Source organism: Xanthobacter wiegelii, assembly GCF_043193855.2.
Lineage (GTDB): Bacteria > Pseudomonadota > Alphaproteobacteria > Rhizobiales > Xanthobacteraceae > Xanthobacter > Xanthobacter flavus_A.
In genome coordinates this window covers 4,920,510-4,947,089 of sequence record NZ_CM195529.1, presented here as the reverse complement: position 1 = coordinate 4,947,089, position 26,580 = coordinate 4,920,510, and the positions used below count along the sequence as shown (strand labels likewise).

Annotated in this window: 24 protein-coding genes; 13 read left to right on the top strand and 11 right to left on the bottom strand. The window is 69.7% G+C overall.

Annotated features, from left to right (window positions below; all coding sequences use genetic code 11):
* Positions 1 to 4: 4 nt before the first annotated feature.
* Genes V5F63_RS23105 through V5F63_RS23095 form a run of 3 tightly spaced genes read left to right on the top strand, consistent with a single transcriptional unit; the run spans position 5 to position 3,278 of the window.
* Positions 5 to 1,492: a 4-hydroxyphenylacetate 3-hydroxylase family protein gene (locus tag V5F63_RS23105; protein WP_394100990.1), complete on the top strand. Its 1,488-nt coding sequence runs from the start codon at positions 5 to 7 to the stop codon at positions 1,490 to 1,492.
* Between the two features lie 35 nt (positions 1,493 to 1,527).
* Positions 1,528 to 1,908, top strand: coding sequence for a cupin domain-containing protein (locus tag V5F63_RS23100; RefSeq protein ID WP_209486167.1), 381 nt, complete (start codon positions 1,528 to 1,530; stop codon positions 1,906 to 1,908).
* Between the two features lie 23 nt (positions 1,909 to 1,931).
* Positions 1,932 to 3,278 (top strand): amidase, encoded by a 1,347-nt coding sequence (locus V5F63_RS23095; protein WP_394100991.1) that lies wholly within the window; start codon positions 1,932 to 1,934, stop codon positions 3,276 to 3,278.
* Positions 3,279 to 3,285: 7 nt separating this feature from the next.
* Here the strand turns inward: V5F63_RS23095 and V5F63_RS23090 are convergent, their stop codons facing one another.
* A complete protein-coding gene (locus V5F63_RS23090) occupies positions 3,286 to 4,671 on the bottom strand; it encodes a sensor histidine kinase (RefSeq protein ID WP_394100992.1) in 1,386 nt (461 codons plus the stop codon).
* A complete protein-coding gene (locus V5F63_RS23085) occupies positions 4,655 to 5,371 on the bottom strand; it encodes a response regulator (protein WP_394100993.1) in 717 nt (238 codons plus the stop codon). Before V5F63_RS23085 ends, V5F63_RS23090 begins: the two co-directional genes overlap by 17 nt.
* A 186-nt stretch (positions 5,372 to 5,557) precedes the next feature.
* Between V5F63_RS23085 and V5F63_RS23080 the strand changes: the two genes are divergently transcribed.
* The gene (locus tag V5F63_RS23080) at positions 5,558 to 5,875 is read left to right on the top strand and encodes a hypothetical protein (RefSeq protein ID WP_394100994.1); all 318 of its coding nucleotides are present in this window, start codon (positions 5,558 to 5,560) and stop codon (positions 5,873 to 5,875) included.
* A gap of 418 nt (positions 5,876 to 6,293) precedes the next feature.
* Entirely contained in the window at positions 6,294 to 6,668 is a 375-nt protein-coding gene (locus V5F63_RS23075) for a hypothetical protein (protein ID WP_209486158.1), read from the top strand.
* A gap of 61 nt (positions 6,669 to 6,729) precedes the next feature.
* On the opposite strand, the gene V5F63_RS23070 is transcribed toward V5F63_RS23075, so the two are convergent.
* Positions 6,730 to 10,431, bottom strand: a complete 3,702-nt coding sequence (locus tag V5F63_RS23070; RefSeq protein ID WP_394100995.1) for a hydantoinase B/oxoprolinase family protein — start codon at positions 10,429 to 10,431, stop codon at positions 6,730 to 6,732.
* Between the two features lie 345 nt (positions 10,432 to 10,776).
* Here V5F63_RS23070 and V5F63_RS23065 point away from each other — a divergent pair, with 345 nt between their 5' ends.
* The 5 genes from V5F63_RS23065 to V5F63_RS23045 all read left to right on the top strand — a co-directional run bounded on the left by V5F63_RS23065 (position 10,777) and on the right by V5F63_RS23045 (position 15,494).
* On the top strand, positions 10,777 to 11,322 hold the full coding sequence (locus V5F63_RS23065) for a TRAP transporter small permease (RefSeq protein WP_209486154.1): 546 nt from the start codon (positions 10,777 to 10,779) through the stop codon (positions 11,320 to 11,322).
* Positions 11,323 to 11,326: 4 nt separating this feature from the next.
* Positions 11,327 to 12,634: a TRAP transporter large permease gene (locus V5F63_RS23060; protein WP_209486151.1), complete on the top strand. Its 1,308-nt coding sequence runs from the start codon at positions 11,327 to 11,329 to the stop codon at positions 12,632 to 12,634.
* Positions 12,635 to 12,703: 69 nt separating this feature from the next.
* Positions 12,704 to 13,684, top strand: coding sequence for a TRAP transporter substrate-binding protein (locus tag V5F63_RS23055; RefSeq protein WP_209486149.1), 981 nt, complete (start codon positions 12,704 to 12,706; stop codon positions 13,682 to 13,684).
* A gap of 55 nt (positions 13,685 to 13,739) precedes the next feature.
* Positions 13,740 to 14,291, top strand: a complete 552-nt coding sequence (locus V5F63_RS23050; protein WP_394100996.1) for a winged helix DNA-binding protein — start codon at positions 13,740 to 13,742, stop codon at positions 14,289 to 14,291.
* A 99-nt stretch (positions 14,292 to 14,390) separates the two neighbouring features.
* On the top strand, positions 14,391 to 15,494 hold the full coding sequence (locus tag V5F63_RS23045) for a hypothetical protein (protein WP_394030547.1): 1,104 nt from the start codon (positions 14,391 to 14,393) through the stop codon (positions 15,492 to 15,494).
* Positions 15,495 to 15,742: 248 nt separating this feature from the next.
* Here V5F63_RS23045 and V5F63_RS23040 read toward each other — a convergent pair whose 3' ends face one another.
* Positions 15,743 to 16,459 (bottom strand): MgtC/SapB family protein, encoded by a 717-nt coding sequence (locus V5F63_RS23040; protein ID WP_209486136.1) that lies wholly within the window; start codon positions 16,457 to 16,459, stop codon positions 15,743 to 15,745.
* 170 nt (positions 16,460 to 16,629) lie between these two features.
* On the opposite strand from V5F63_RS23040, the gene V5F63_RS23035 reads away from it, so the two are divergent.
* Together V5F63_RS23035 and leuC are read left to right on the top strand one after the other, a co-directional pair.
* Entirely contained in the window at positions 16,630 to 16,794 is a 165-nt protein-coding gene (locus V5F63_RS23035; RefSeq protein ID WP_155982206.1) for a hypothetical protein, read from the top strand.
* Positions 16,795 to 16,901: 107 nt separating this feature from the next.
* A complete protein-coding gene (leuC, locus tag V5F63_RS23030) occupies positions 16,902 to 18,326 on the top strand; it encodes a 3-isopropylmalate dehydratase large subunit (protein ID WP_245327261.1) in 1,425 nt (474 codons plus the stop codon).
* Positions 18,327 to 18,399: 73 nt separating this feature from the next.
* On the opposite strand, the gene V5F63_RS23025 is transcribed toward leuC, so the two are convergent.
* Entirely contained in the window at positions 18,400 to 19,410 is a 1,011-nt protein-coding gene (locus V5F63_RS23025) for an MBL fold metallo-hydrolase (RefSeq protein ID WP_394100997.1), read from the bottom strand.
* Between the two features lie 70 nt (positions 19,411 to 19,480).
* On the opposite strand from V5F63_RS23025, the gene V5F63_RS23020 reads away from it, so the two are divergent.
* Positions 19,481 to 20,272 carry a helix-turn-helix domain-containing protein gene (locus tag V5F63_RS23020; protein WP_394100998.1) on the top strand — a complete coding sequence of 264 codons (792 nt, stop codon included), beginning with the start codon at positions 19,481 to 19,483 and terminating at the stop codon, positions 20,270 to 20,272.
* Positions 20,273 to 20,279: 7 nt separating this feature from the next.
* Here the strand turns inward: V5F63_RS23020 and nadC are convergent, their stop codons facing one another.
* The 6 genes from nadC to V5F63_RS22990 form a co-directional block, all read right to left on the bottom strand.
* Positions 20,280 to 21,134 carry a carboxylating nicotinate-nucleotide diphosphorylase gene (nadC, locus tag V5F63_RS23015; protein ID WP_209486130.1) on the bottom strand — a complete coding sequence of 285 codons (855 nt, stop codon included), beginning with the start codon at positions 21,132 to 21,134 and terminating at the stop codon, positions 20,280 to 20,282.
* Between the two features lie 117 nt (positions 21,135 to 21,251).
* On the bottom strand, positions 21,252 to 22,781 hold the full coding sequence (locus V5F63_RS23010; RefSeq protein ID WP_394100999.1) for an L-aspartate oxidase: 1,530 nt from the start codon (positions 22,779 to 22,781) through the stop codon (positions 21,252 to 21,254).
* A complete protein-coding gene (nadA, locus tag V5F63_RS23005; protein ID WP_394101000.1) occupies positions 22,778 to 23,803 on the bottom strand; it encodes a quinolinate synthase NadA in 1,026 nt (341 codons plus the stop codon). The genes V5F63_RS23010 and nadA overlap by 4 nt, the downstream gene beginning before the upstream one ends.
* A gap of 58 nt (positions 23,804 to 23,861) precedes the next feature.
* Positions 23,862 to 24,791: an NUDIX hydrolase gene (locus tag V5F63_RS23000; protein ID WP_394101001.1), complete on the bottom strand. Its 930-nt coding sequence runs from the start codon at positions 24,789 to 24,791 to the stop codon at positions 23,862 to 23,864.
* A gap of 110 nt (positions 24,792 to 24,901) precedes the next feature.
* Positions 24,902 to 25,924 carry a two-component system response regulator gene (locus V5F63_RS22995; protein WP_209486122.1) on the bottom strand — a complete coding sequence of 341 codons (1,023 nt, stop codon included), beginning with the start codon at positions 25,922 to 25,924 and terminating at the stop codon, positions 24,902 to 24,904.
* Positions 25,921 to 26,544: a chemotaxis protein CheB gene (locus V5F63_RS22990; RefSeq protein ID WP_209486114.1), complete on the bottom strand. Its 624-nt coding sequence runs from the start codon at positions 26,542 to 26,544 to the stop codon at positions 25,921 to 25,923. Before V5F63_RS22990 ends, V5F63_RS22995 begins: the two co-directional genes overlap by 4 nt.
* Positions 26,545 to 26,580: the final 36 nt, after the last annotated feature.

The window sequence follows — 26,580 nt, the reverse complement described above, 5'->3', positions numbered from 1 at the left end:
AGCCATGATCAAGACCGGTGCCGAGCACATCCAGAGCCTGAGGGACGGCCGCGAGATTTTCATCGACGGCGAAACGGTGGGCGATGCCACCACCCACCACGCCTTCCGCCGGTCCATCGCCTCCGTCGGGAAGATGTTCGACTTCCACAGCGCTCCGGAAAACCGGGAGCTGATGACCTTCGAGACCGACACCGGCACCCGCGCCAACCGCATCTGGCAGCTGCCCACCAGCTATGAGGATCTGAAGACGCGCCGGCGCGGCCTCGAGGCCTGGACCGAGCTGCACGGCGGCTTCCTCGGCCGCGCGCCGGATCACGTCGCCTCCTGCATCTCCGGCATGTACATGGGCGTCGACCAGTTCGAGCTGTACGACCCGGCCCGTGCCCGCGCGCTGGCGGACTATTACCGCTACGCCCGCGACAATGATCTTTATCTCACCTACGTCATCATCAACCCGCAGGCCGACCGCTCCAAGAACGCGGCCGAGCAGGCCGACCCCTTCCTCTCCGCTGCCATCGTGGACGAGGACACCTCCGGCATCACCGTGCGCGGCGCCAAGATGCTGGCCACCGGCGGCATCATGGCCAACGAGGTGTTCGTCACCTGCATCCAGCCGCTGCAGAAGGGCGAGGAGCCCTATGCGCTCTCCTTCTGCATCCCGATGAATGCGAAGGGCCTGAAGATCCTCTCCCGCAAGTCCTACGAGGCGGGCGCGCCCAGCGTGTTCGACAACCCGCTGTCGAGCCGCTTCGACGAGAATGACGCGGTGCTCTATTTCGACGACGTGAAGGTGCCGTGGGACCGCATCTTCATCGCCCGCGATGTCGCCATGACGAACAAGCAGTTCCACGCGACGCCGGCCCACGTCTACCAGAACTACCAGGCGCAGATCCGCCTCTCGGTGAAGCTGAAGTTCCTGCTCGGCATCGCCCGCCGCATCACCGAGGTGAACGGCACCACCAACTTCCCGCAGGTGCGCGAGACGCTCGGCCAGCTCGCCGCCGAGGCCGGCATGGTGGACGCCTTCGTCGCCGCCATGGAGGCCAAGGGCAGCTATTACGGCCCCTATTTCGTGCCCGACCGGCACACGCTCTACGCCGCGCAGACGCTGGCCCAGCAGCTCTACGGCAAGTTCATCACCACTTTGCGCGAGCTGGCCGGTGGCGGCATGATCATGCTGCCCTCCTCGGTGCACGACTATGAGAATACCGAAGTCGCGCGCCTCATCGGCAAGACCCAGCAGTCGCCGACCGCGACCGCCGAGGAGAAGGTGAAGTTCTACAAGCTCGCCTGGGACGCGGTGGGCTCGGAATTCGCCTCGCGCCACACCCAGTACGAGATGTTCTATGCGGGCGCCTCCTTCGTGGTGAAGGGCCACTCCTTCCGCACCTATGATTGGGCGGGCGCGGAGAAGATGCTCAACGACATGCTCGCCTCCTACGCCCTCTCCGACGAGGTGAAGCCCTTCGCCGCTGCCCGCGCAGCCGAGTGATCCCTTTCCACCGATACACAGCGAAGACCACAGCCATGGCGATCAACAAGATCCACGACGAGTTCCACACGCTCGACCTGACCACCGGCTGGGAAGTGCCCCCCGGCTATCCCGCCGGCATCCAGCAGAAGATCCTCGCCGGCGCCCTCGACGAGGAGAACCGCGCCGGCTCGCGCTCGCGCCTCCTGAAGTTCGAGCCCGGCGTGTTCACCACGAAGCCCTTCGTGCACGAATATTGGGAAGAGGTGTTCCTGGTCTCCGGCGACCTCACCGTCGGCAATGACGACAAGGGCGAGGGCGGCGAGAGCTTTCCCCCCTTCACCTATGCGGTGCGTCCCCCGGGCGCCGTGCATGGGCCGTTCAAGTCGGAAAAGGGCTGCATCCTGTTCGAAATCCATTATTTCGATCCGGCCTGATTCTCTTCTTCGCGGACGCCCCCATGCAGCCCACCCTCGCCGCCCTCGCCGCTGATCTCGCCTCCGGCCGCACCACGGCGCGGGTGCTGGTGGAGGACTGCATCGCACGCATCGACGCTCCGGACGGGGAGGGCTCGCGCGCCTTCGTGCGGGTGAACCGGGAGGCGGCCCGCGCGGCCGCCGATGCGCAGGATATGCTGCGCAAGGCGGGGGCCGCGCCCTCGCCCTTCGCCGGCATCCCCATCGGCATCAAGGACCTGTTCGACGTGGCCGGCGAGGTCACGGCGGCGGGCTCCAAGGTGCTGCGCGATTCACCGCCGGCTCAGGCGGACGCGCCCGCCGTGGCGCGCCTGCGCCGGGCGGGCTTCGTGCTCATCGGCCGCAACACCATGACCGAGTTCGCCTATTCCGGCCTCGGCATGAACCCGCACACGGGCAATCCCGCCGCTCCCTTCGAGCGGGCGACCGGCCCGCGCGTCTCCGGCGGCTCCTCCTCCGGCGGCGCGGTGGCGGTGGCGGACGGCATGGCCCATGCGATCCTCGGCACCGATACCGGCGGATCCTGCCGCATCCCGGCGGCCTTCTGCGGCCTCGTCGGCTTCAAGCCCACCGCCCACCGCGTGCCGCGCGAGGGGGCCTTCCCGCTCTCCACGACGCTGGATTCCATCGGCCCCATCGCCCGCTCGGTGGCCTGCTGCGCCGCGCTCGACGCCATCCTCTCGGGCGGTGACGCGCCGCTGCCGGCCCGTCCTGTTGCGGGCCTGCGCCTCCTCGTGCCCACCACCGTCGCCCTCGACGGGCTGGACGCGCCGGTGGCCGCCGCCTTCGAGGCGGCGCTGGACCGCCTCGCCAAGGCCGGCGCGCACATCGTCTCCGCGCCCTTCCCCGAATTCGGCGAGATCGCCACCCTCAACGCCAAGGGCGGCTTCGCGGCGGCGGAATCCTACACCGTCCACCGCCGCCTGCTGGCCGAGAAGGGCGAGGCCTACGACCCGCGCGTCTCCGTCCGCGTGCGGCGCGGGGCCGAGCAGTCGGCGGCGGATTATGTGGATCTGGTGGCGGCCCGCGCCGGTCTCGTCGCCCGCGCCGCCGCGCGGCTCGCCGGCTTCGATGCGCTGGCGCTGCCCACCGTCGCCATTGCCCCGCCGCGCATCGCCGATCTCCTCACCGACGACGACGCCTATGGCCGCGCCAACATCATGGCCCTGCGCAACCCCACCCTCATCAACATGATCGACGGCTGCGCCATCTCCTTGCCCCTCACCGGCGAAGGCGGCCTGCCCGCCGGCCTCATGCTCGCCGGCGCGCCGGGGACGGATGCCGCCCTCTTCGCCGTGGCGGCCGGGGTCGAGGCCGCGCTGAAGGACTGAACGCCGCTCAGGCTTTGGGCGCGCCCGGTTTGGGCAGCCGCACGATGAGGCGCGCGCCACCGCCGGGGCGGTCATCGATGGTGACGCCGCCGCCATGCCCCTCGGCGATCTGCCGCACGATGGTGAGGCCGAGCCCGGCGCCGCCGCTGTCGCGGTTGCGCGAGGGCTCCAGCCGGTAGAAGGGCTCGAACACCGTCTCCCGTTCGCCCGCCGGAATGCCCGGCCCGCGATCCTCCACCACCAGCTCCGCCGCATTGCCGCGATCGTGCAGGGAGATATCCGCGCACGTCCCGTAGGTGATGGCGTTGCCGACAAGATTGGCGAGCACGCGGGCGAGCGCCCCGCGATTGCCCTCCACCACCAGCGGCGCCTCGGCCCCGGTGAGCGTGACGGCCGCGCCCTGCGCCCTGCGCGCCTCCCACTCGGCGCGCGCCAGCGCGGCGAGATCCACCGTCTCGCCCGAGGCGGGGGAGAAGGAGGCGCGGGCGAAGGCGAGAGCGTCGTCCACCAGCGCCTGCATTCCATCGAGATCGGCCTGCGCCTTTTCCACCTGATCGCCGGGGGGCATCAGCTCCAGCCGCAGGCGCAGGCGGGTGAGATAGGTGCGCAGATCGTGGCTGATGGCGCCCAGCACCAGCGTGCGCATGCGCACCAGCTCCACGATACGATCCTGCATGGCGTTCACCGCCCGCACCACCAGCCGCACGTCCGGCGCGCCACGCTCCTTGACGTGCGATGGCTGGAGCTGGACGCCGAACCGCTCCACCGCCCCCGCGAGATCGGACAGGGGGCGCGTCTCCCGGCGCACCGCGAGGAGCGCGAGGAGCGCCACGAGGAAGCCGAGGATGCCGGCGACGAGCCCCACCGGCAGGCCGAGGAAGCGCACGGTGATGTCGCCGCCGGCGACGATTTCCAGATAGTCCCCGCCCGCAAGGCCGATGGCGACGGTGAGGTTCGCGCCGCGCAGGTCGCGCAGGCGATCCACCGGGCGCAGGGGGCGACTCGAGCCGGTGAGCGCCACGGCGATGAAGCGGTCGGACGGTCCGCCGATGAGCTGCCGCAGCCGGCGCTCGGCGAAGCGGAGCAGACGGGGACTTTCGATTTCCGGCCGCTCCGTCCGGATGGCGGGCTGGAAGCCCGAGGTCGCGACGGCGCGCAAGGCGAGGTCGCGCTCGCCCGGCGGCAGACGCTCCAGAAGCTGAACCAGCGCGGCGACACGCTGCATCGCCGGTACGAAAGCGCTCGGCGCGGCCGCACGCTCGCGCTCCGCCACATAGGCGAGCAGCATCAGCACCTGCACCGCCAACAGGCCCCCGACCACGATCAGCGCCAGCCGCGCGGCAAGGCCGAAGCGGCGGGGGCGCGCGGACGCGGGCTCAGAGGGGGCGGACATCGACGGTGAGGAGATAGCCGCCATTGCGCACGGTCTTGATGAGGCTGGCCGCGTCCTCCGACACGCCGGAGAGCTTGCGCCGCAGGCGGCTGACGGAGACATCGATGGTGCGGTCGAACGGATCGGCCGAGCGCCCGCGCGTCCAGTCCAGCAGCTGGTCGCGGGAAAGCACGCGCTTCGGCCGCTCCAGGAAGCAGGCGAGCAGCTCGAACTCCGCAGAGGTGAGGTCGAGCGCGCCCCCCTCGGCCCCGGCGACGCTGCGCGCATCGAGATCGGCCACGAAGCCGGCGAAGGTGACGCGGCGATTGCGCGGGGTGGCCTCCGCCAGCGCCCCCTCCGCCCGCCGCAGCACGGCCCGGATGCGGGCGAGCAGCTCGCGCGGATTGAACGGCTTCGGCAGATAATCGTCGGCGCCCATCTCCAGCCCGACGATGCGATCCACGTCGTCGCCCTTGGCCGTGAGCATGAGGATGGGCAGTCCGCCCCGCGCCCTGAGGCGGCGGCAGATGGACAGCCCGTCCTCGCCGGGCAGCATGAGGTCGAGGATCACCAGATCCGGCCGCGCCGTGGAAAGGATGCGGTCCATGGCGACGCCATCCTCGGCCGCCAGCACGCCATAGCCCTCACGGCCGAGAAAGTCCGAGAGCAGGGCGCGGATCTCGCGGTCGTCCTCGACGATGAGCAGCGTGCGCAGGGCCAAAGCAGTCTCCGGGAAGGGCACCGGCAGTGTCGCGGAGGGGAGGGGGGCGAGCAATCCCGGCAGGTGGCGGGGTTACAAAACGTTACACCACATCACTCCGGCGATAAGCGGACGCAACGGCGCGCCCTCAGTCTCTCCCCATCGCAATCGGCCGGCCCTTCGGACGGCCCTGCACCGGAGGCCACCATGTCCCGCATTGCCCCCCTCGCCGTCGTTCTTTCCGTCTCCGGCTTCACCCTGCTCGCCGGCATCGGCGAGGCCGCCGCCTGGACCCGATCCGGCAGCGTGACCACGCCGCGCGGCACCTATACCGGCGCCGCCACCGGAAGCTGTGCGGGCGGCACCTGCAGCCGCGCCGCCGTCGCGACCGGCCCTTACGGCGGCAGCGTCTCGCGCACCGGCAGCGTCACCCGCACCGCGCCGGGCAGCTATTCCTATCAGCGCACCACCACCGGCCCCGCCGGCAACAGCGTCACCCGCTCGGGCGCGGTGAGCCGCTACTGAGCGGCGGACCAGATCCGGGCGCCTCGGCGCCCGGGACACCGGGTCGCGGCAATGCCGCCCCTATGCCGCGACCCGGCTGTCGGCAATGCAACTTATAAGCGCGTATGGGTTGCAGATCGCGGCCGCAGACGCGACTTTTCCGCGCCTTGTGGGCAGGCCCCGGAGGGTGTCAGCGCTGACTCCTCTCGAACCTCGACCGAACCGACCCGGAAACCGGGGTGGACAGCGCCCGAATCTGCCCTGACTCGCGGCAGTTCAGCTCCGATCGCCTACTCCGGTAGGCGCAGGATTGCGTGGAATGCATTTCTGGAATGCGGAAAATGGGCGTGCTGCATCGCAACAAGTGGTCTATGTTGCGCCACAGCTAAAGCGCACCGAGATCTTGGCCGTGGGCCGCACGGAGCGCAGCGAGGCTGACATGAAGACCATCCTCCTTGCCGGTGCCGCCGGCCTCCTTGCCGCGACCTCGGTGCTCGCGACCGCCCCCGCCTTCGCCGGCGAGACCCTCCCGGCCGAGCGTCAGGCCATCGTGACCTACCTCGGTGGCAAGGCCTCCGCCGTGACCTATTATGTGCGTAATGCCAAGGGTTATCAGGTGGTTACGACCCTCGATGCGGCCGGCGAACCCGGTGCCGCACCGGCCGTAGTCCGCGTCTCCACCGTGCTCCAGCAGCCCGGCGACGAGCAGACCGTATCCCTGCCTGGCCCCCTCGGCCGCGACGGCACCTCGCTGCGCATCGTCCGCGTGGGCGATGCCATCCAGGTGGAAAAGGTCGGCGCGCTCGCCTACTGACATTTTGCCGCAGTGCAGCAGAAAGGCGCCCGTCCGGGCGCCTTTTTTGTGTCCGGAGCGACTACCGCCCCCTCAGCTTCGCATCCCCATAGCCACCCCCCGTCGGGGTGACGATGATGACTGCCTCTCCGGCCTCCAATACCTTCTGGTCGCAGCCCTGCAGGATCTCGGTCGAGCCATCCAGCCGCCGCACAAACCCTTCTCCCAATTGACCTTTTTCACCCCCGTCCACGCCGAAGGGATGGACGCGGCGGTGCGAGGAGAGCAGGGCGCAGTCCATCTTCTCCAGGAACCGGATGCGCCGGTACGTCCCCGACCCGGCCTGCCACCGCCCCCGCCCGCCGGAGCCGGGACGGATGTGAAAGTCTTCCAGCAGAACGGGAAATCGCGTTTCCAGCACCTCCGGGTCGGTCAGTCGGGAATTGGTCATGTGCACATGCACCGCATCCGTCCCGTCAAAGCCGGGACCGGCCGGCGAGCCGGAGCAGATGGTCTCGTAATACTGGTAGATGTCGTTGCCGAAGGTGAGGTTGTTCATGGTGCCCTGCGAGGCCGACATGGCCTTTAGTGCGCCGAAAAGGCAGTTGGTAACCGCCTGAGATGTCTCCACATTTCCCGCCACCACAGCGGCCGGATAGACCGGCGACAGCATGCATCCTTCCGGCACGACAATGCGGATGGGCCTGAGGCACCCCGCATTCATGGGGATCTCGTCCTCCACCATCACCCGGAACACATAGAGCACCGCGGCGCGGGTGACGGGGGCGGGGGCGTTGAAATTGGTGGGCTGCTGGGGCGAGGTGCCGGTGAAATCCACCGTCGCTTCGCGCTTCTCCTTGTCCACCGAGATCTTGACCTTGATGACGGTGCCCTGGTCCATCTCATAATGGAAGGAGCAATCATCCAGCCGATCCAGGAAACGACGGACGCTTCCGGCAGCATTGTCCTGCACATGACCCATATAGGCTTGAACCACATCGAGGCTGAACGTGTCGATCATCTTCAGAAGTTCACGTACGCCCTTTTCATTGGCCGCAATCTGCGCCTTTAGATCTGCGATGTTCTGGACGGGATTACGTACCGGATAGCGGGCGGAGGTGAGCAATTCCAGAAGCGCGGCCTCGCGGAAGGTGCCTTCCGAGACCAGCTTGAAATTGTCGATATAGACGCCTTCCTCCTCGATATGGGTCGCGAGCGGGCTCATGGAGCCGGGGGCGACGCCGCCCACGTCTGCATGGTGTCCGCGGGAGGCGACCCAGAACAGGATGGCCTTGCCGGCATCGTCGAAAACCGGCGTTACCACTGTAATATCAGGGAGATGCGTCCCGCCATTGTAGGGGGCGTTGAGGGCGAAGACGTCGCCGGGGCGGATGTCGCCGGCGTTCTCGCGGATGACGGTTTCCACCGAGCGGTCCATGGATCCGAGGTGGACGGGCATGTGGGGGGCGTTGGCGACGAGATCGCCCTCGGCGGAGAAGACCGCGCAGGAAAAATCCAGTCTTTCCTTGATGTTAACCGAGTAGGCGGTGTTCTGGAGGGTGACCCCCATCTGCTCGGCGATGGACATGAAGAGGTTGTTGAAGACCTCCAGCATCACCGGGTCGGCATGGGTGCCAACCGCTTCTGAACGTTGAAGTTTTTCCGTCCGTGTGAGGATCAGGTGGTTCTTCGCGGAGACCTCCGCCCGCCAGCCCTTTTCCACCACCACCGTCTGGTTCGGCTCGATGACGATGGCCGGCCCCTGCAAGCCCATGCCCGGCCTGAAGTTTTCCCGCTTCACCACCGGCGCGTCATGCCATGCGCCGCGGGCGAAGAAACGGGTATCGACGGTATCATAAGGGGTATCGGACTCGATCGGCAGGTCAGGCTCGGCGATTCCCGCGCCGCCACCGGCGGAAATCACCTCAAGCGCTTCCACCACAATGGTTTTTTCCGGGGACACGAAGCCGAACTGGGCGCGGTGCTTGGCCTCGAACTCGGCGGTCATCGCCGCGATATCGGCGAGTTGAACCGGGATTGCGGTATCGGTTCCACCGTATCTCAGGTGGGCTTTGGCATCTGTCAGGATCGCATCGGTTCGAATGCCCTGAGCGGCGAGCTCGGCGCCGGTCGCGGCGGCAAGTTCCGCCTTCAGCTCAACCAGTCCGGGAACGAGGGTTGCAGTCATCTCCTCCCCCACCGCGCGGGTGCGCTGGGCGCGGACGGAGGCGAGGCCCATGCCATAGGCGGAGAGGAGGCCGGAGAAGGGGTGCAGCAGCACCGTGGTCATGCCCAGCGCGTCGGCGACGAGGCAGGCGTGCTGGCCGCCGGCGCCACCGAAGCAGTTCAGGGCATAGCGTGTCACGTCATAGCCGCGCTCGACGGAGATCTTCTTGATGGCGTTGGCCATGTTCTCCACGGCGATGGTGACGAAGCCGTCCGCCACCTCCTCGGGAGAGCGGCCGCCGCCGATCTCGGCGGCCAGCGCCGAGAACTTCTGCCGCACCACCTCGGCATCGAGGGGCTGGTCCTGGGCCGGGCCGAAGATCTTCGGGAAGTAGTCTGGGATCAGCTTGCCCAGCATCACGTTGGCATCGGTGACGGCCAGCGGCCCGCCGCGGCGATAGCAGGCGGGTCCGGGATTGGCCCCGGCGGAATCCGGGCCGACGCGGAAGCGCGCGCCGTCGTAATGCAGGATGGAGCCGCCGCCCGCCGCCACCGTGTGGATGCGCATCATGGGCGCGCGGATGCGGACGCCGGCGACCTCGGTGTCGAAGGCGGTCTCCAGCTCGCCGTCATAGTGGCAGACATCGGTGGAGGTGCCGCCCATGTCGAAGCCGATGATGCGCTCGAAGCCGGCCAGTGCCCCGGTCTCCGCCGCGCCCACCACGCCGCCGGCAGGTCCCGAGAGCAGGGCATCCTTGCCCTGGAACAGGTCGGCGGCGGTGAGGCCGCCCGACGACATCATGAACATCAGGCGGATGGCCTCGGCCCCGCCGTCGCCCTCGGCCCCGCCGGAGAGTTCATCCGCCACCTGCCGCACATAGCGGCGCAGGATGGGGGAGAGATAGGCGTCGGCGACCGTGGTGTCGCCACGCCCCACCAGCTTGATGAGGGGTGAGACCTCGTGGGAGACGGACACCTGCGGAAAGCCCATGTCCCGCGCCAGCGCAGCCACCTGCTGCTCGTGCTCGGGGTAGCGGTAGCCATGCATGAAGACGATGGCGACCGCGACGAGACCGTCCGCCTTCGCCTGCTCCAGCGCGGTGCGGACGGCGGCAAGGTCGGGCGCAGCTTCGACGGTGCCGTCGGCGCGCACGCGCTCGTCCACCTCCAGCACGCGCTCGAACAGCATGTCCGGCAGCACGATCTTCTTGGCGAAAATCTTCGGCCGCGCCTGGTAGCCGATCTTGAGCGCGTCCCTGAAGCCGCGGGTGGTGACGAGGAGGGTGCGGTCGCCCTTGCGCTCCAGAAGGGCATTGGTGGCGACCGTGGTGCCCATCTTCACGGCAGAAACCAGTCCGGCCGGGATGGCCGCGCCGGGGGCAAGGCCCAGCAGTTCGCGGATGCCGTGCACGGCGGCGTCGCGATAGGCCTCGGGATTTTCCGACAGCACCTTGTGCGCGACCAGCGTCCCGTCCGGCCGCCTGCCGACGATATCGGTGAAGGTGCCGCCCCGGTCGATCCAGAATTCCCAAGGGGCGGGAGGGGGCACCAAGGCTGCCGCTTGGCGCTCGGGCGCCCCCGCCGTCCCGCTGCCAAGATCGCCGTCGGTCCCCGTCATTGCCCGTTCTCCCGATCATCGAGCCGCAGCGCTGGCGTCGCCGTGCGCGCTTGTGGCGTGTACCTTGCTTGGGTCGGCTCCAAGCTGCCGCCCGGTCAGCCTTCCCGTCCGTCACCCTGCTTCGGCTTCAAGAAGGCCACGCCCGCGTTTTTTCGTCAACGGATCGTTGACATTTTATCGACGTGTCCCAAAAATGCCATCAAACGCCACAGAGCGGGCGGCCCTGCGCCGCGAGAGGGGATCACTGGACATGTTGAAACACCCGCCTCGCACGGGCGTCGCCCCGTGGCGTCCCGCCGCCGGCGCCCGCTCCGGATCGGGCGCCTTCACCACCGGGAGGCGCGCATGATCCGCCGCGCCCTCGACGGGCTCTACCTTGGGGCGGGCTGGCTCGCCGGCCTCTTCATGCTTGCCATCTTCGTGCTGATGATGCTGCTCTCCGTGGGCCGCTTGGTGGCCCTCAACATTCCGGCGGGCGATGATTTCGTCGCCTGGTGCATGGCAGCCAGCGCCTTCCTTGGCCTCGCCCACACCTTCCGGTCGGGAGAGCTGATCCGCGTCGGCCTCATCACGGACCACATCAAGGGCCCGGCCAAGCGGGCGGTGGAGTTGCTCTGCCTCGTCATCGGCGTCGCCTCGGTGGGCTTCTTCGCCTGGAACGCGGTGACGCTCACGTGGGATTCCTACCGCTTCAACGACATCTCGCAGGGCGTCATCGCCATCCCGCTCTGGATTCCCCAGCTCGGCTATTCGGGCGGGCTCGTCATTCTGTTCATCGCCTTCGTGGACGAACTGGTGAACGCGCTGATGGGCGGCAAGCCGCGCTACGAGAAGGAACCTCCGGCCACCGCCGAGGAACTGGTCGAGCGCGCCATGCAGAGCGGAGTGTGATGCCATGGCGATGATCGAGATTTCCGGGCTTCTGCTGCTCCTGCTCATGGCCCTGCTGGCCTGCGGGGTGTGGATCGGCATCGCCCTTCTGGTGGTGGGCTATGTGGGCATGCAGTTCGTCGGGGGCGGCATTCCCGCGGGCGCGGTGCTGGCCACCACCATATGGGGCAATTCCGCCTCCTGGACCCTTGCGGCGCTGCCCCTGTTCGTCTGGATGGGCGAAATCCTGTTCCGCACCCGTTTGTCGGAAGAGATGTTCCGGGGCCTTGCGCCGTGGCTCAACTGGCTGCCGGGGCGGCTGATGCACGTGAACGTCATTGCCTGCGGCCTGTTCGGCTCGGTGTCGGGCTCCTCCGCCGCCACCTGCGCCACCGTGGCCAAGATCGCCTTGCCGGAGCTGAAGAAGCGCGGCTACGACGATAATGTCAGCCTCGGTTCGCTCGCCGGCGCCGGCACGCTCGGCATCCTCATCCCGCCGTCCATCACCATGGTGGTGTATGCGGTGGCGGCCAACGTCTCCATCATCCAGGTGTTCCTCGCCGGCTTCCTGCCCGGTTTCCTGGTGATGGCGCTCTATTCCGGCTACATCATCGTCTGGTCGCTGCTGAACCCATCGAAGACGCCGCCGGCCGATCCGCCCCTGCCGTGGCGCGAGAAGATGCGGGAATCGGCCAACCTCATCCCGGTCAGCCTGCTCATCATCTTCGTGTTCGCCTCGCTGCTGTTCGGCTGGGCGACGGCGACCGAATGCGCCGCCTGGGGCGTCGCCGGCTCGCTGGCCATCGCCTGGTGGCAGGGCGCGCTGAACTGGCCCGCCTTCTGGGCCTCGGTGATGGGGGCGACGCGCCTGACCTGCATGATCATGCTGATCCTGGCGGGCGCCTCCTTCATGTCCACCTCCATGGCCTATACGGGCATCCCGGTGGCGCTGGCCGAATGGGTGGACAGCCTCCACCTCTCCCCCTACGCCCTGATCGCCGCGCTCACCGTCATGTACATCGTGCTCGGCACGGCGCTCGACGGCCTGTCCATGATCGTGCTCACCACCTCCGTGGTGATCCCCATGATCAAGACGGCGGGCTTCGATCCGGTCTGGTTCGGCATCTTCCTCGTGCTGGTGGTGGAGATGGCGGAGGTCTCGCCGCCCGTGGGCTTCAACCTGTTCGTGCTGCAGACCATGTCGGGGAAGGATTCCAACACGGTCGCGCTCGCCTCGCTGCCGTTCTTCTTCCTTCTCGTTGCGGCAGTTGCCATCATCACGGTGTTTCCGCAGATCGTCATGATCCTGCCGGACCTCGCCTACGGGAACTGACGGGCACCCGCCCGCCCGGGCCTTTCCGCCCGGGGAGAGTGCATAAAAGGTCCAACCGAAGGAGTTCTCATGTCTCGACTGACGCGCATCCTCGCCCCGGCCCTGGCATTGGGGGCCCTCGCCTTCGCCGGCCCGGCGCTCGCCCAGACCAAGTGGAACCTGCCGTCCGCCTATCCGGCCGACAACCTCCACACCGAGAACCTCGCCCAGTTCGCCAAGGACGTGGAGACCGCCACCGGCGGCAAGCTCGTCATCACGCTCCATCCCAACGCCTCGCTGTTCAAGGCGCCGGAGATCAAGCGCGCGGTGCAGACCGGGCAGGCGCAGGCGGGCGAGGTGATCATCTCCATCCATGAGAACGAGGACCCGGTCTTCGGCGTGGACGTGGTGCCCTTCCTCGCCACCTCCTTCGAGCAGTCCAAGAAGCTGTGGGCCGCCTCCCGCCCGGCGGTGGAGAAGAAGCTCGCCACCCAGGGCATCAAGGTGCTCTACGCCATGCCGTGGCCGCCGCAGGGCCTGTTCTCCAAGATGACGGTCGAGAAGGTGGAGGATCTCAAGGGCGCCAAGTGGCGCGCCTACAATCCGGGCACGTCGCGCATCGGCGAGATGGTCGGCGCCCAAGCCGTCACCGTGCAGCAGGCGGAGCTCGCCCAGGCGCTCGCCACCGGCGTCGTCAACGCGCTCATCACCTCCAGCGCCACCGGCAACGACGTGAAGATCTGGGAGAGCGTGCCCAACTTCTACGACATCCAGGCCTGGCTGCCGAAGAACGTGGTGTTCGTGAATCAGGCCGCCTTCGACGCCCTCGACAAGCCCACGCAGGAGGCCGTGCTCAAGGCCGCCGCCGCCGCCGAGGAGCGCGGGTGGAAGCTCTCCGAGGCCAAGACCAAGGGCTACATGGACACCCTCGCCGCCAAGGGCATGAAGGTGGTCCCGCCCTCGCCCGAGCTGAAGGCCGGCTTCGAGAAGATCGGCGGCACCCTGTCCGAAGCCTGGCTCGCCAAGGCCGGTGCGACCGGGCAGGAGATCATCGCCGCCTACAAGAAGTGATGGCGCGCGGCCGGGACGGAACGCCGCCCCGGCCGCCTCCCCAAGGACCGAGCCCGTGACCAAGGACGCACTCCCGAAGCCGACCGATGGCGCCCGCCGCAAGGCCGGCCCCTCCATCGTCTCCTCCGCGCATCTCGCCGACGGGGCGCTGCCGGCGCTGTCCGAGTTCGAGTTCGGGCTCAACATGCTCACCCACGCCTACAGCCGCTGGATGGTGCGCTGCATGGCGGCGGCCGGTGTGCCGGACCTCTCCGCGCTGGACGTGCTGATCCTGCACCATGTGGTCCACCGCGACCGGCCCAAGACCATCGCCGACCTCTGCCTCGTGCTCGATGTGGAGGACACCCACCTCGTGACCTATGCGGCGAAGAAGCTGCAGGCCCTCGGCCTCGTCGAAGGCGGCCGCCGGGGCAAGGAAAAGACGCTCTCCGCCAGCCTCACCGGCCGTGCCGCCTGCGCCCGCTATCGCGAGGTGCGCGAGGCGCTGCTCGCCGACGCGGTGGCCGCCACCGGCATCGATCCCGGCCGCCTGTCCGAGGTCGCGGCGCTGATGCGCACGCTCTCCGGCCATTACGACCAGGCCGCCCGCGCGGCGGCGTCGCTCTGAAGCCGGCTCAACATTTCCGCCACAGGCATGGTGCGCCGGGGGCGTTCGGCTATGATGGGCCGTCGCCCCACCCGGACCGCAAAGGACGGACCGCGCCTCATGTGGCTTGACGATCTGCGTCCCTTCCGTCCCGCGGCGGCCGATCCGCTGCCCTGCGCGACCGAGGACGCCTATCGCGCGTTCGGGCTGGCCAGCGGCGTCGTGCGCGAGGAGGTACCGGCCGGCCTTCCCTTCGGCCGGCTGCGGCTGTTCTCCCGGCAGGATGCACCTGACGCGCCCGCCCGCACCGTGCTGGTGGTGGCGCCCATCGCCGGCGGCTATCCTTTCCTGATGCGCGATCTCGTCGCCGCGCTTTTGCCTGCTGCGGGGCGTGTCGGCATCACCGAATGGCCCAATGCGCGCTACCTGCCGGCCGGCGCGGGCCGCTTCGGCTTTGCCGAGAATTGCCTTGAAACGGCGCAGATGGCCCGTGCGCTCGCGGTGACGGGGCCGGTGCATCTGGTGGGCGTCTGCCAGGGTGCGCTGCCCGCCTTTGCCGCCGCCTGCCTGCTGGCGGAGGAGGGGGTGCCGGTGGCGAGCCTCAGCCTTGTCGGTGGACCGATGGACCCCGCGCGCAACCCCACGCGCCTGTGGAAGATGCTGCAGGAGCGCTCCCTTGAGGCGCTGGAAGCGCAGGTGATGGAGGAGGTGCCGCAGGGCCTGCCCGGCGCCGGGCGCCGCGTGTTTCCGGCGTGGCGGCAGATCGACACCTTCGCGCTGTACCTCTGGCGCCAGTCCATCAGCGGCGGCGACCTGCCCATGCGCCTGCTGTTCGACGAGGGCGACGACCCTTTGCGCTTTCCGCTCTCCCGCCTGTGCTGGACCATGATGGACGTGCCGGACGAATTCTTCATGGAGAACGTCTCCACCATCTTCCGCGACAACGCGCTGGCTAAAGGCACGCTGGAGATCGGCGGGCATCGGGTGCGGGCGGAGGCCCTGCGCGGCGTCCTGCTCACGGTCGAGGGCGCGCAGGACGACATCTCCGCCCCCGGCCAGACCGAGGCGGCGCACGATTTCTGTCGTGCCGTCCCCGAGGCCCTGCGTCGCCGCGTCAGCGTCGCGGACTGCGGCCATTTCGGCCTGTTCTACGGCCGAAGGATGCGCGCGACCGTGATCCCGGCTCTGGTCGAGGCGATGGAGGCGGGGGAGGGGGCGCTGTGAGGAGGGTTGGCCTGGCGCCCACCCCTTCGGCTGATCGCAACGGCGCGTCACTTTGAACGCGCCCGTCACTTTGTACGAAGGTGCGCGCCAGACCCTCCGGCTGTCATCGCCCGCCGTGTGCGGGCGATCCACGGTACGGCGGGGAGGGGTGTCGTTCCAGAGAGGGCGGACGAACCGCGCAGCGGATCCCCCGGACGAGCCGGGGGATGACGGCTTTGGGAGGGCCGAGGCTGATCCCAACGCCCACCCTATTCCTCCGTCACGCTCTCCCATGTGGCATGGCGGGTATTGGGGCGCCTAGCCAGACGGTCGGTGATCGCATCAAGCTCGGCCGGAACCACCGAGGTGGTGACGAGCTTCGCCACCAGCACCACGGCGCCGTCGGTGCCGGGCTCCTCGTCCACGTCGCCCACGAGATATTTCTCGGCCTCCAGCGTGTCGATGAGCACGTCGCGCAGATCGGCGGCGGCGGCGGAATCCACCGTGAGGCGCACCTCGTAGCTGACTTCCGAGCGGCGGGCGTCGAGGGGCGCGCGGTCGATGGCACGGGCGACCGGGCGCAGCACCGTATTGCCGGCGATGATGATGAAGGTGATGAGCGCCGCCTCGGCGAGGCGGTCGGCTCCGGCGCAACTGCCTACGGCCGCCGAGCACCAGAGCGTCGCGGCGGTGTTGAGGCCGCGCACGTTCATGCCTTCCTTCATGATGACGCCGGCGCCGAGGAAGCCGACGCCCGTCACCACGTTGGCGGCGACGCGCATGGCGTCGGTCGGCCCGCCGAGGCTGGCGGCGAGATCGACGAAGGCGGCGGAGCCCACGGCCACCAGGACGTTGGTGCGCAGCCCGGCGGTGCGCTGGCGATACTGCCGCTCGGCCCCGATCAGCGTGCCGAACAGGAAGGCGGCGGCGAGGCTGACCACGGTATCGAGGAACTGCACCCCGTGGAAATTGGAGACGAACTGCACCCGAAACTCCTCCTCCTGCGGCGGGCCTCACGGCCGGCCGCCCAGCGCCTCGCCCAAGATGATGGCGACGGCAAGGTCGCGGGGCCGGATCATCCCCGCCCCGCGCCCGGTTTTCACATCGCTGCGCGCCGGATTGTCGCGCCATCGTGGAACTGCTAAAAACCCGCCCCATGCGACAGACGCGTGACCATCGCCACAGCCTCGACCGGGCGGCCCATTGCGGGGCCGGCCCGTTCGCGCGCACGACGATGGAGTTCGCGGCGGTGCCGGACCATGTGCGCCTGCCGGGTCGCTTCTTCGGCCGCTTCACCACGGCGGCGTCCTCGGTGCTTTGACGCCCGCATGGTGACGCGCCCATAAGCGGCGCGACGGATACCGCCCTTCCATCGTTACCGGCCCGGCCGCACCGACGCGCGCCGGCCTTTCCTCAGGACACGACGCGATGAACGCCCCGGTCAACGGTCCCAAGACCCTCTACGACAAGATCTTCGACGACCACGTCGTCTCCCGGCAGGACGACGGCACCTGCCTGCTCTACATCGACCGCCACCTGGTTCACGAAGTGACCAGCCCGCAGGCCTTCGAGGGCCTGCGTATGACCGGCCGCAAGGTGCGCGCGCCGCAGAAGACCCTTGCCGTGGTGGACCACAACGTCCCCACCACCGACCGTACCCTGCCGAACCCGGACCCGGAGAGCGTCGCGCAGATCGCAGCGCTCGCCGAGAACACGAAGGAGTTCGGCGTCGAATATTATGACGGCTTCGACAAGCGTCAGGGCGTCGTCCACGTGGTCGGCCCCGAGCAGGGCTTCACGCTGCCCGGCACCACCATCGTCTGCGGCGACAGCCACACCTCCACCCACGGCGCGTTCGGCGCCCTCGCCCACGGTATCGGCACGTCCGAGGTGGAGCATGTGCTCGCCACCCAGACGCTGATCCAGAAGAAGGCGAAGAACATGCGCGTCACCGTCTCCGGGCCGCTGCCCGAGGGCGTCGGCGCCAAGGACGTGGTGCTCGCCATCATCGGCACCATCGGCACGGCCGGCGGCACCGGCTACGTCATCGAATATGCCGGCGAAGGCATCACCTCCCTCTCCATGGAAGGGCGGATGACCGTCTGCAACATGTCCATCGAGGGTGGCGCCCGCGCCGGCATGGTGGCCCCCGACGAGAAGGCGTTCGAGTATCTCAAGGGCCGGCCGAAGTCCCCCAAGGGCGCCGACTGGGATGCCGCGCTGCGCTACTGGCAGACCCTGCGCTCGGACGAGGGCGCGCATTTCGACGCCGAGATCCACATCGACGGCGCCAACCTGCCGCCCATCGTCTCCTGGGGCACCAGCCCCGAGGACGTTGTGTCCGTGGAAGGCTTCGTGCCCGATCCCGCGCTCATCGAGGACGAGGGCAAGCGCGCCGCCAAGATCCGGGCGCTCGGCTACATGGGCCTCACCGCCGGCACGAAGATCACCGACATCGCCATCGACCGGGCCTTCATCGGTTCCTGCACCAACGGCCGTATCGAGGACATGCGCGCGGCGGCCGCCGTGGTGAAGGGCCACAAGGTGAACCCGCGCGTGAGCGCCATGGTCGTTCCGGGCTCCGGCCTCGTGAAGGAGCAGGCGGAGGCCGAGGGGCTGGACAAGATCTTCATCGAGGCGGGCTTCGAGTGGCGCGAGGCGGGCTGCTCCATGTGCCTCGCCATGAACGCCGACCGCCTCGCCCCCGAGGAGCGCTGCGCCTCCACCTCGAACCGCAATTTCGAGGGCCGCCAGGGCTTCAAGGGCCGCACCCACCTCGTCTCCCCCGCCATGGCGGCGGCTGCGGCCATCGCCGGCCACTTCGTGGACGTGCGGGCGTGGCCGAAGGCCTGAGCCTCTTTTCTTCCTGAACACAGACGGCCGGGCCGGGAGACTCTCCTCGCCCGGCCGTTTTCGTTTCCGGGCCTCACTCCGCCAGTTGGTAGGTGAGGGGGAGCCAGCGATAGGCGCTGCCCTGCCGCTCCACATAGCCCACCGACGGGAAGGACGTGTGATAGCCCACCACCGGGATGCGGTCGGTGGCGGCCATGTCGTAGATGCGCTTGCGGGTGGCGGCGCCCTGCGTCTTGTCCATGTCGAACAAGGCGTGCCACTCGGGGTGCGCGAGGGACGCCACCTCGTGGTGGGCGCAGTCGCCCCAGACGAGCAGCCGCTTGCCCCCGCTCTCCAGATGGAACGCCAGATGGCCGGGCGTGTGCCCGAAGGCTTCCACCGCATGGATGCCGGGGACGATCTCGGTGCCCGGCCGCACCCGGGTGACGCGATCGGCGAAGGGGGCGAGGTTGCGGGCGAACACCTGCGCGGTCGCGTGTTCGAGGCTGTCGGGGGCCGCCGCGCGCCGCTCGGGCGCGGCCCAGAAGGAATATTCCGCCTCGCCGATGACGTAGCGGGCCTTGGGAAACACCTCCTTGCCCGCCTCCACCAGCCCGCCGATATGGTCCACATGGACGTGGGAGAGCACCACCACGTCCACCTGCTCGGGCGCATAGCCGGCGGCGGCGATCTGCTGGGTGAGCCATCCCCCGTTCGGCCGCGGGATGAAGCCGTTCGCGCCGTTGCCGGCATCGAACAGGACGAGCTGCGAACCGGTATTCACCAGCGTCGGGGTGAAGCCGGGCCGGAAGCGCTTTTCCGGCAGCAGGCTGGCCTGCATCAGCGCCGCCACCTCGCCGGCCGGCCGGTCCTCGCCGACGATGGGCCACGGGCCGTCGATCATGGCGGAGGCGTCGAGCACGGTGGTCACCTCGAACGCGCCCAGGCGGAAGCGGAAGGGCGTGACGGGGAGGGCGCCGCGCTCGGGCGCCGTTGCGCTCGCCCGACCCGTGCGCAGGAGCGCCGGGGCGGCGATGGCGGCGGCGAGGAGGGCGCGGCGGCTGGGCGCGCCGGGCCGGAATGGCGAAGCCGGATCTGTCTGCATGGCGGTCCCCCTGCGGGCCGCTTTGTACTGCCCGCTATGTGTGTTGAAGTGTGGTGGGAGGAGCCTAGGCATGGGCACGCGGCCCCGCTTGTACGAACGTGCTGCGCCGGGGATAGCGGGCCTCGGGCCGCTCTGGTTCCTGGATGCGGGCCGCACCTTCTTCGCCGGGCCGCTCATCTACAATGCCCCGCACCAGCACGGCGCCCCGGTGTTCCTTGCCGGGCTCTACGGGCCGTTCGGGCTCAGGATCCAGGGCGGCAGCTGGCAGGCGTGCCGCACGGCGCTGGTGCCCGCCGGGATGGTGCACGAGCTGGACGTGGGCGGCGAGCCCATCGCGGTCTTCTATCTGGAGCCGAGCGTCGACGGCGCCCATGCGCTGGCGCCTCTGGTGGCCAATGCGCGGGAGGAGCAGGGCGCCCTCTTCGGTGCCGGCACCGCGCTGCCGCTGCTGCGCGAATTATGGGAGGCGCCGGACGCGGCCGGTTGGGCCGGCGAGGCCCTCGCCGACATGGTGGATGTCTCCCGCCGGCGCGCCCGCGCCGGGCTCGATCCCCGCATCCAGCGGGTGGCGGCGGCGATGACCGACGCTGAGCGCGTGCCGGAGCTTGCGGCCCTCGCCCACAAGGTGGGCCTGTCGCCCTCGCGCCTGCAGCACCTGTTCACCGCCGAGATGGGCGTGCCGTTCCGCCGCTACCGCGCCTGGGGGCGGATGCGGCGGGCCATCGCCGAGATCGCCGACGGCAGCAGCTTCACCGCCGCCGCCCATGCGGCCGGCTTTGCCGACCAGGCGCATTTCACCCACGACTTCCGCCGCACTTTCGGCGCGGCGCCGTCCCAGAGCCTGCGCGGCGTGCGCCTGTGATCCGGCGTCAGCCCACCCAGTCGAGGCCGATGTCCAGGATGGGCGCGCTGTGGGTCAGCCAACCCACGGAGATGAGGTCCACGCCCGACGCCGCGATGGCTGGCGCCGTCTCGCGGTTCACCCGGCCGGAGGCCTCGGTGAGCATCCGCCCGCCGACCATGCGCACGGCCTCCGTGAGGGTGGCGGGGGTCATGTTGTCGAGCAGCACGGCGTCGGCGCCGAGGGTCAGCAGCTCTTCGAGCTGAGCGAGGGTATCCACCTCCACCTCCACCTTCACCATGTGACCGGCACGGGCGCGCACGCGCCGCACCGCTTCGGCCACTGAGCCGGCGATGGCGACGTGGTTGTCCTTCACCAGCACCGCATCATCGAGGCCGAAGCGGTGGTTGGCGCCGCCGCCGGCGCGCACGGCGTATTTCTCCAGCGCGCGCAGGCCGGGCGTGGTCTTGCGGGTGCAGACGATCTGCGCCTTGTGGCCCGCCACCGCATCCGCCAGCGAGGCGGTCGCCGTGGCGATGCCGGAGAGGCGGCAGGCAAGGTTGAGGCCGGTGCGCTCGCCGGTGAGCAGAGCGCGGGAGGGGCCTTCCACCTCCGCCAGAACGGTGTCCGGCGTTACCCGCGAACCGTCCGCCACCACGGGCGTGAAGCGCACGTCCGGGTTGAGCAGGCGGAAGGCGAGGCGGGCGCAGTCGAGCCCGGCAACCACGCCATCCTGCCGCGCGGCGAGCACGAGGCGGCTGACGTGTCCGGCCGGCACCACCGCGTCGGTGGTGATGTCCCCGGCGCGGCCGAGGTCTTCCAGCAGCGCGGCGCGGACGATGGGCTCCACCATCAGTTCGGGGAGCGGGTCGAGGGCGGCCATGGCGGCTCCGTTCGATAGGATCATGTCCCCGTTTCGCGGAAACGGGGACATGATCCACGTTATTGAGTTGACGCATTTTCTTCACGCGAACCGGTGCCCACTTCGCTTGAAAATGCTTTAGGCGAAGGCGAGGTCCGACACGCGCACGCGACCGGCGGCGGCGCGCGCTTCGGCGAATGTGATGCGCGAGCGCCGGGCGACCGGCGCCGTCTGCGGAAAGTCGGCGCGCGCATGGGCGCCGCGGCTCTCGGTGCGGGCGAGGGCGGCGGCCGCCATCATCAGGCCCACGCGGGCCGGGGCGGCAGCGGACGTCGCGCCTTCGGCCAAAGGCAGCAGGCGCTGGAGCGCCATCGTCAGCCCCTCCGCATCGCGGGTGACGCCGACGAGGCGGGAGACGATGGCGCGCGCCGGCGCCGCATCCGCCGCCGGGGGCAAAGCGGACGGCGCTGGGACGATCGCGCGTCCCACCGGGCGGCCGGCGATGTCGTTCGCCACCTCCCGCCCGCACACCACCGCTTCCAGCAGGGAGTTGGAGGCGAGGCGATTGGCGCCGTGCAGGCCGGTGGCGGCGCATTCGCCCGCCGCCCAGAGGCCGGGGAGGGTGCTGCGGCCGTGCGCGTCCACGGCGATGCCGCCCATGTGGTAGTGCGCGGCGGGGCGGATGGGCACGAGATCGGTCGCCGGATCAATGCCGGCGGCGCGGCAGCCCGCCGCCACCTGCGGGAAGCGGGCGGAAAAGCGCGCGCCGAGGCTGGCGCGGGCATCGAGAAACACCTCGCGCCCCGCCACCACTTCGCGCCAGACGGCGCGGGCCACCACGTCGCGCGGCGCCAGCTCCCGGCCCGGAACACCCTCCAGAATGCGCCGGCCGTTGCCGTCCACGATGAGCGCGCCTTCGCCGCGCACCGCCTCGCTGATGAGCGGGAGCGGGCGGGCGGGCGTCGCCAGTGCGGTGGGGTGGAACTGCACGAATTCGAGGTCCGCCAGCTCCGCCCCGGCCTCGGCGGCCAGCGCGATCCCCACGCCCCAGGATGCGGCGGGGTTTGTGGTGTGCTCATAGAGCGCGCCGACACCGCCCGTCGCCAGCACGACGCGGCGCGTGGCGAGCACCTGCGCGCCTTCGGCCGTGGCCACGAGCAGGCCGCAGACCGCGCCATCCCGCATCAGGATGCGCCGCGCCTCGCCCTGAACCAGCGTGATGGAGGGGCAGGCCCGCGCGGCCTCGGAGAGCGCGCGCACCAATTCGCGCCCGGTGCCGTCGCCATCCGCATGGACGATGCGGCGCCGGCTGTGGGCGGCTTCGAGGCCGAGCAGCAGGCCGCCGGCCGCGTCGCGGTCGAAGCGCACGCCGAGACGTTCGAGGGCCGCAATGGCGTCCGGGCCGGCGGAGAGGATGCGGCGCGCCGCCTCGGCATCGCAGAGGCCGTCGCCCGCCGCCAGCGTGTCGGCGAGGTGGAGCGCGTCGTCGTCATCCGCCCCGACACTGGCGGCGATGCCGCCCTGCGCGAGCGGACTGGAGCCGTCCGCGCCCAGCGGCGCGCGGGTGACGAGCACCACCAGCTCGGGGGCGAGGAAGAGGGCGGCCGCGAGCCCCGCGATGCCGGCACCGACGATGACGGGGCGGCCGTCCAGCCTGTCCCCGGTCATAGCGCCAGCATCCGCTCGACCGAGGCACGGGCGCGCGCGGCGATCTCGGGGTCGATGGTGACTTCGTGGAGGTTGTTCTCCAGCGCCGCGCGGATGTTGCGCAGCGTGATCTTCTTCATGTGCGGGCAGAGATTGCAGGGGCGCACGAAGTCGATGTCGGGATAGTGGACCGCCACGTTGTCGGCCATGGAGCATTCGGTGAGGAGCACCACGCGGGGCGGGCGCTTCTCGCTCACATAGTCGCTCATGGCGGCGGTGGAGCCGGCGAAATCGGCTTCCGCCACCACCTCCGGCGGGCATTCGGGGTGGACGAGCACGGTGACGCCGGGATTGGCGGCGCGCAGCTCGCGGACGTCGGCGGCGGTGAACAGCTCGTGCACCTCGCACTGGCCGGCCCAGGAGATGATGTCGATGCCGGTCTCGGCGGCGACGTTCTTCGCCAGATACTGGTCCGGCAGCATGATGACCTTGGGCACGCCGAACGACTTCACCACCCGCGCCGCATTGCCCGAGGTGCAGCACACGTCCACCTCGGCCTTCACGGCGGCGGACGTGTTCACATAGGCGATCACCGGCACGCCGGGATGGGCGGCGCGCATGAGGCGCACGTCGGCGGCGGTGATGGAATCGGCCAGCGAGCAGCCGGCCTCCTGATCCGGGATCAGCACGGTCTTGCCGGGGTTCAGCAGCTTTGCCGTCTCGGCCATGAAGTAGACGCCGGCGAGCACGATCACGTCCGCATCCACCCGCATGGCCTCACGGGCCAGCGCCAGGCTGTCGCCCACGATATCGGCGACGCAGTGGAAGATCTCCGGCGTCTGGTAGTTGTGCGCGAGGATGACCGCGTTGCGCTCGCGCTTCAGCCGGAGGATGGCCTCCGCGTCCTCGGCGAGGAAGGCCCAGTCGGCGGGCGGCACTACCCGGCGGATCTTCTCGTAGAGCGGCGCGGTGCGGGCGAAGGCCGCCGCGAGGGCGTCCAGCGTGGGAGAAACGGCGGCGGTGGAAAGGGCGGATACGACCATCGTCTATACTCAGTTTGAGCATATGGTGGGCATATGCTTATCCTGAGCATAAGCCGTGTCAAGAGCGTGCGAGGGGCAATTTCGTTCCGGCGAAGGCCCGCTCCTCCACCACCGCATGGCGGAAGCGGAAGAGTTTTGCAGGCCGGCCAAGGGTTTCGGTGGTGGCGCCGCCGGCTTCCTCCACCAGTTCCTGCTGCTCCATCAGCCGGCGAAAATTCTGCTTGTGCAGGGTCCGCCCGGCGATGGCCTCCACGCAGCGCTGCAGCTGAAGCAGGGTGAAGGTGGGCGGCATCAGCTCGAACACCACGGGGCGGTATTTGATCTTGGCCCTGAGCCGCGCGATGGCGGTGGCGAGGATGCGGCGGTGGTCGGCGATCATCGGCCGTCCGGCGCCGGCGGTCTCCTGCCGGCCCTCGCGGCGCAGGCGCTCGGCGACGATGCCGGCCTCGTAGAGGAGTTCATAGCGCTGGAGCGTCAGCTCCTCGTTCCATATAGCGCCGTCGAGCCCGAAGCTGATGGCGGCGCGCTGGCCGCGATGGCTGCGCTCGGCCGCCGAGGGGGCGGCATCCGCCCAGGCGGCGAGGGCCGGCGCGAGCGTTCCGGCGATGACGGGCGGCGCCCCGTCGCGGTGGTCCTCCCAGGGGAAATACTCATACCAGCCGTGCCACTCGGCGGCGCCGGCGGTGGCCGCCTGCTCCCGGGCGAGGCCCAGATAGGAGATGGAGATGGTGCGGGCCGCGCTCTCCGCTCCGGAGCGGTCCTTGTCGGCGAAGGTGTAGAGCTGCTCCAGATAGCCGAGCGGATGGTGGGTGCGCTGCTCCACCCAGTCGCGGAGGCCCTGCTGAAGCGAGCGGTGCGCCAGCTCGAACGGGCCGGACGGCAGGGCCGAGCCGTGCTCTACCGTCATCACCCGCGGCGCGCCCCCCGTCACTGCCGCGAGCACGGCGATGAGGTCCACGACGACGGATCGGCTGGCGGACTTCGGCATGAAGCTCCCGGAAGGCGATGGGCTGGGCGATGGGGTATCCGCCCGCGATCTCCCGGATATCATGGCCGCGCCGGGCTGCGAAGGCGCCGCGCCCCTTCAGGCGTTCCGCCTCAGGCGGATTCCACCGCCGCCCGCGGGGCGGCCACGCGCACGCCGTCCTTGCCCTGCTGCTTCACCTCGTACATGGCCGTGTCCGCGAGGCGGATCAGTTCGGTCTCGTCCGTGGTGTGGCGCGGATAGAGCGCGATGCCGATGCTCGCGCCGACGCTGACCGTGTAGGACTGGTCGTTGTACGAAACGACATAGGGCTCGCGCAGCGCCTCGCACAGGCGCTGACCCTGGGCGTGGGCGGCGTCGCCCTCGACGAGGTCCACCATGATGACGGCGAACTCGTCGCCCGACAGGCGGACCGCGAAATCCTCCTGCCGCAGGTTGCTGCGCAGCCGGCTGGCGATGGCGCAGAGCAGCTTGTCGCCGACCCCGTGGCCGTGCCTGTCGTTGACCTGCTTGAAGCCGTCGATGTCGATGTAGAGCAAGGCGAACTCGCGGCCGTGGCGCTGCGCCTGCGAGCGCGCGCGGGTCAGGTGCTCGACGAACAGGATGCGGTTGCCGAGGCCGGTGAGGGCGTCGTGGGTCGCCATATGGCGGATCTGCTTCTCGACCCGGCGGCGCTCCTCGATCTCGATCTCCAGCTGGCGGTTGCGCTTCTCCAGCTCCTCCAGCGCGCCCTTGAGGCGCAGCTTGGAGATGTGCAGGTCGAGGAAGACCGTGACCTTGGACAGGAGCACGGCGTCGTTGATGGGCTTGGCGATGTAGTCCACTGCGCCGAAGGTGTAGCCCTTCAGCCGGTTGATGTCGTCGTGATAGGCCGCCGTGACGAACACGATGGGAATGTCGCAGGTGTCCGGGTCGTTGTTGAGGAGGGAGGCCACCTCGAATCCGTCCATGTCCGGCATCTGCACGTCGAGCAGGATGAGCGCGAAGCGATGGTCGAGGCAGAGCGCCAGCGCCTCGTTGCCGGAATGGGCCTCGTAGATCTCGGCCTTCACCGGCGCGAGCAGGCGGCGCATGCCGACGAGGTTCGCACGCACGTCGTCGACGACGAGAATTTTGGGCAGGTCGGCCGTGGTCATTCGGGCATCCCCCGGCCCGGACGCGCGCGAGGAGCGCGGCAGAAGGCATCGAGGGCGACGGCGAGCGCGGCGAGGGGCGCGCACAGGTCCGCTCCGGCGCGCGCGAGCGCGGCCAGCGGCATGGTCTCGACCTCGGCTTCCGACGGCTCTTGCACGAAGGCGCGGCCTCCCAGTTCCCGAATGCGCTTCAGCCCGTCCGCCCCGTCGCTGCTGGCTCCGGTGAGAACCACGCCAGCCAGGGCGTCACCGTAAGCCTCCGCTGCGCTGGCGAACAGCACATCAATTGCAGGCCGCGAATAGCACACCCGTGGGTCCACGGAGAGCGAAAAACGGCGGTCGCGACCGACTTCCAAGTGGTAGCCGCTGGGTGCGACGTGAACAAGGCCGCCCAGGAGGGGGGCCCGCTCCTGCGCCAGCACCACGGTGCGGCCGGAGAGACGGGCAAGGATGGCGGGCAGCATGTCCGGCCCGTCCGCCCCGACGTGGTTGACCACCGCGATGCCCACGTCCGGGTGCGGCGCCAGTGCGGCGAAGAGCCGTCCCAGCGCCGGAAGTCCGCCCGCCGACGCGCCCACCACGATGGCGCGCGGCGCGGGAGTGCCGGGAGCGGACGGACCCATCCCGCCCCTCCTGTCAGCGCCGCGGCCGACTTATGG

Excerpts from the sequence above, each read along its gene's own strand:
- V5F63_RS23105 (WP_394100990.1), top strand. The coding sequence starts at position 5 with ATGATCAAGACCGGTGCCGAGCACATCCAGAGCCTGAGGGACGGCCGC.
- V5F63_RS23100 (WP_209486167.1), top strand. The coding sequence starts at position 1,528 with ATGGCGATCAACAAGATCCACGACGAGTTCCACACGCTCGACCTGACC.
- V5F63_RS23095 (WP_394100991.1), top strand. The coding sequence starts at position 1,932 with ATGCAGCCCACCCTCGCCGCCCTCGCCGCTGATCTCGCCTCCGGCCGC.
- V5F63_RS23090 (WP_394100992.1), bottom strand. The coding sequence starts at position 4,671 with ATGTCCGCCCCCTCTGAGCCCGCGTCCGCGCGCCCCCGCCGCTTCGGC.
- V5F63_RS23080 (WP_394100994.1), top strand. The coding sequence starts at position 5,558 with ATGTCCCGCATTGCCCCCCTCGCCGTCGTTCTTTCCGTCTCCGGCTTC.
- V5F63_RS23075 (WP_209486158.1), top strand. The coding sequence starts at position 6,294 with ATGAAGACCATCCTCCTTGCCGGTGCCGCCGGCCTCCTTGCCGCGACC.
- V5F63_RS23070 (WP_394100995.1), bottom strand. The coding sequence starts at position 10,431 with ATGACGGGGACCGACGGCGATCTTGGCAGCGGGACGGCGGGGGCGCCC.
- V5F63_RS23065 (WP_209486154.1), top strand. The coding sequence starts at position 10,777 with ATGATCCGCCGCGCCCTCGACGGGCTCTACCTTGGGGCGGGCTGGCTC.
- V5F63_RS23060 (WP_209486151.1), top strand. The coding sequence starts at position 11,327 with ATGGCGATGATCGAGATTTCCGGGCTTCTGCTGCTCCTGCTCATGGCC.
- V5F63_RS23055 (WP_209486149.1), top strand. The coding sequence starts at position 12,704 with ATGTCTCGACTGACGCGCATCCTCGCCCCGGCCCTGGCATTGGGGGCC.
- V5F63_RS23045 (WP_394030547.1), top strand. The coding sequence starts at position 14,391 with ATGTGGCTTGACGATCTGCGTCCCTTCCGTCCCGCGGCGGCCGATCCG.
- V5F63_RS23035 (WP_155982206.1), top strand. The coding sequence starts at position 16,630 with ATGCGACAGACGCGTGACCATCGCCACAGCCTCGACCGGGCGGCCCAT.
- leuC (WP_245327261.1), top strand. The coding sequence starts at position 16,902 with ATGAACGCCCCGGTCAACGGTCCCAAGACCCTCTACGACAAGATCTTC.
- V5F63_RS23025 (WP_394100997.1), bottom strand. The coding sequence starts at position 19,410 with ATGCAGACAGATCCGGCTTCGCCATTCCGGCCCGGCGCGCCCAGCCGC.
- V5F63_RS23020 (WP_394100998.1), top strand. The coding sequence starts at position 19,481 with ATGGGCACGCGGCCCCGCTTGTACGAACGTGCTGCGCCGGGGATAGCG.
- nadC (WP_209486130.1), bottom strand. The coding sequence starts at position 21,134 with ATGGCCGCCCTCGACCCGCTCCCCGAACTGATGGTGGAGCCCATCGTC.
- V5F63_RS23010 (WP_394100999.1), bottom strand. The coding sequence starts at position 22,781 with ATGACCGGGGACAGGCTGGACGGCCGCCCCGTCATCGTCGGTGCCGGC.
- nadA (WP_394101000.1), bottom strand. The coding sequence starts at position 23,803 with ATGGTCGTATCCGCCCTTTCCACCGCCGCCGTTTCTCCCACGCTGGAC.
- V5F63_RS23000 (WP_394101001.1), bottom strand. The coding sequence starts at position 24,791 with ATGCCGAAGTCCGCCAGCCGATCCGTCGTCGTGGACCTCATCGCCGTG.
- V5F63_RS22995 (WP_209486122.1), bottom strand. The coding sequence starts at position 25,924 with ATGACCACGGCCGACCTGCCCAAAATTCTCGTCGTCGACGACGTGCGT.
- V5F63_RS22990 (WP_209486114.1), bottom strand. The coding sequence starts at position 26,544 with ATGGGTCCGTCCGCTCCCGGCACTCCCGCGCCGCGCGCCATCGTGGTG.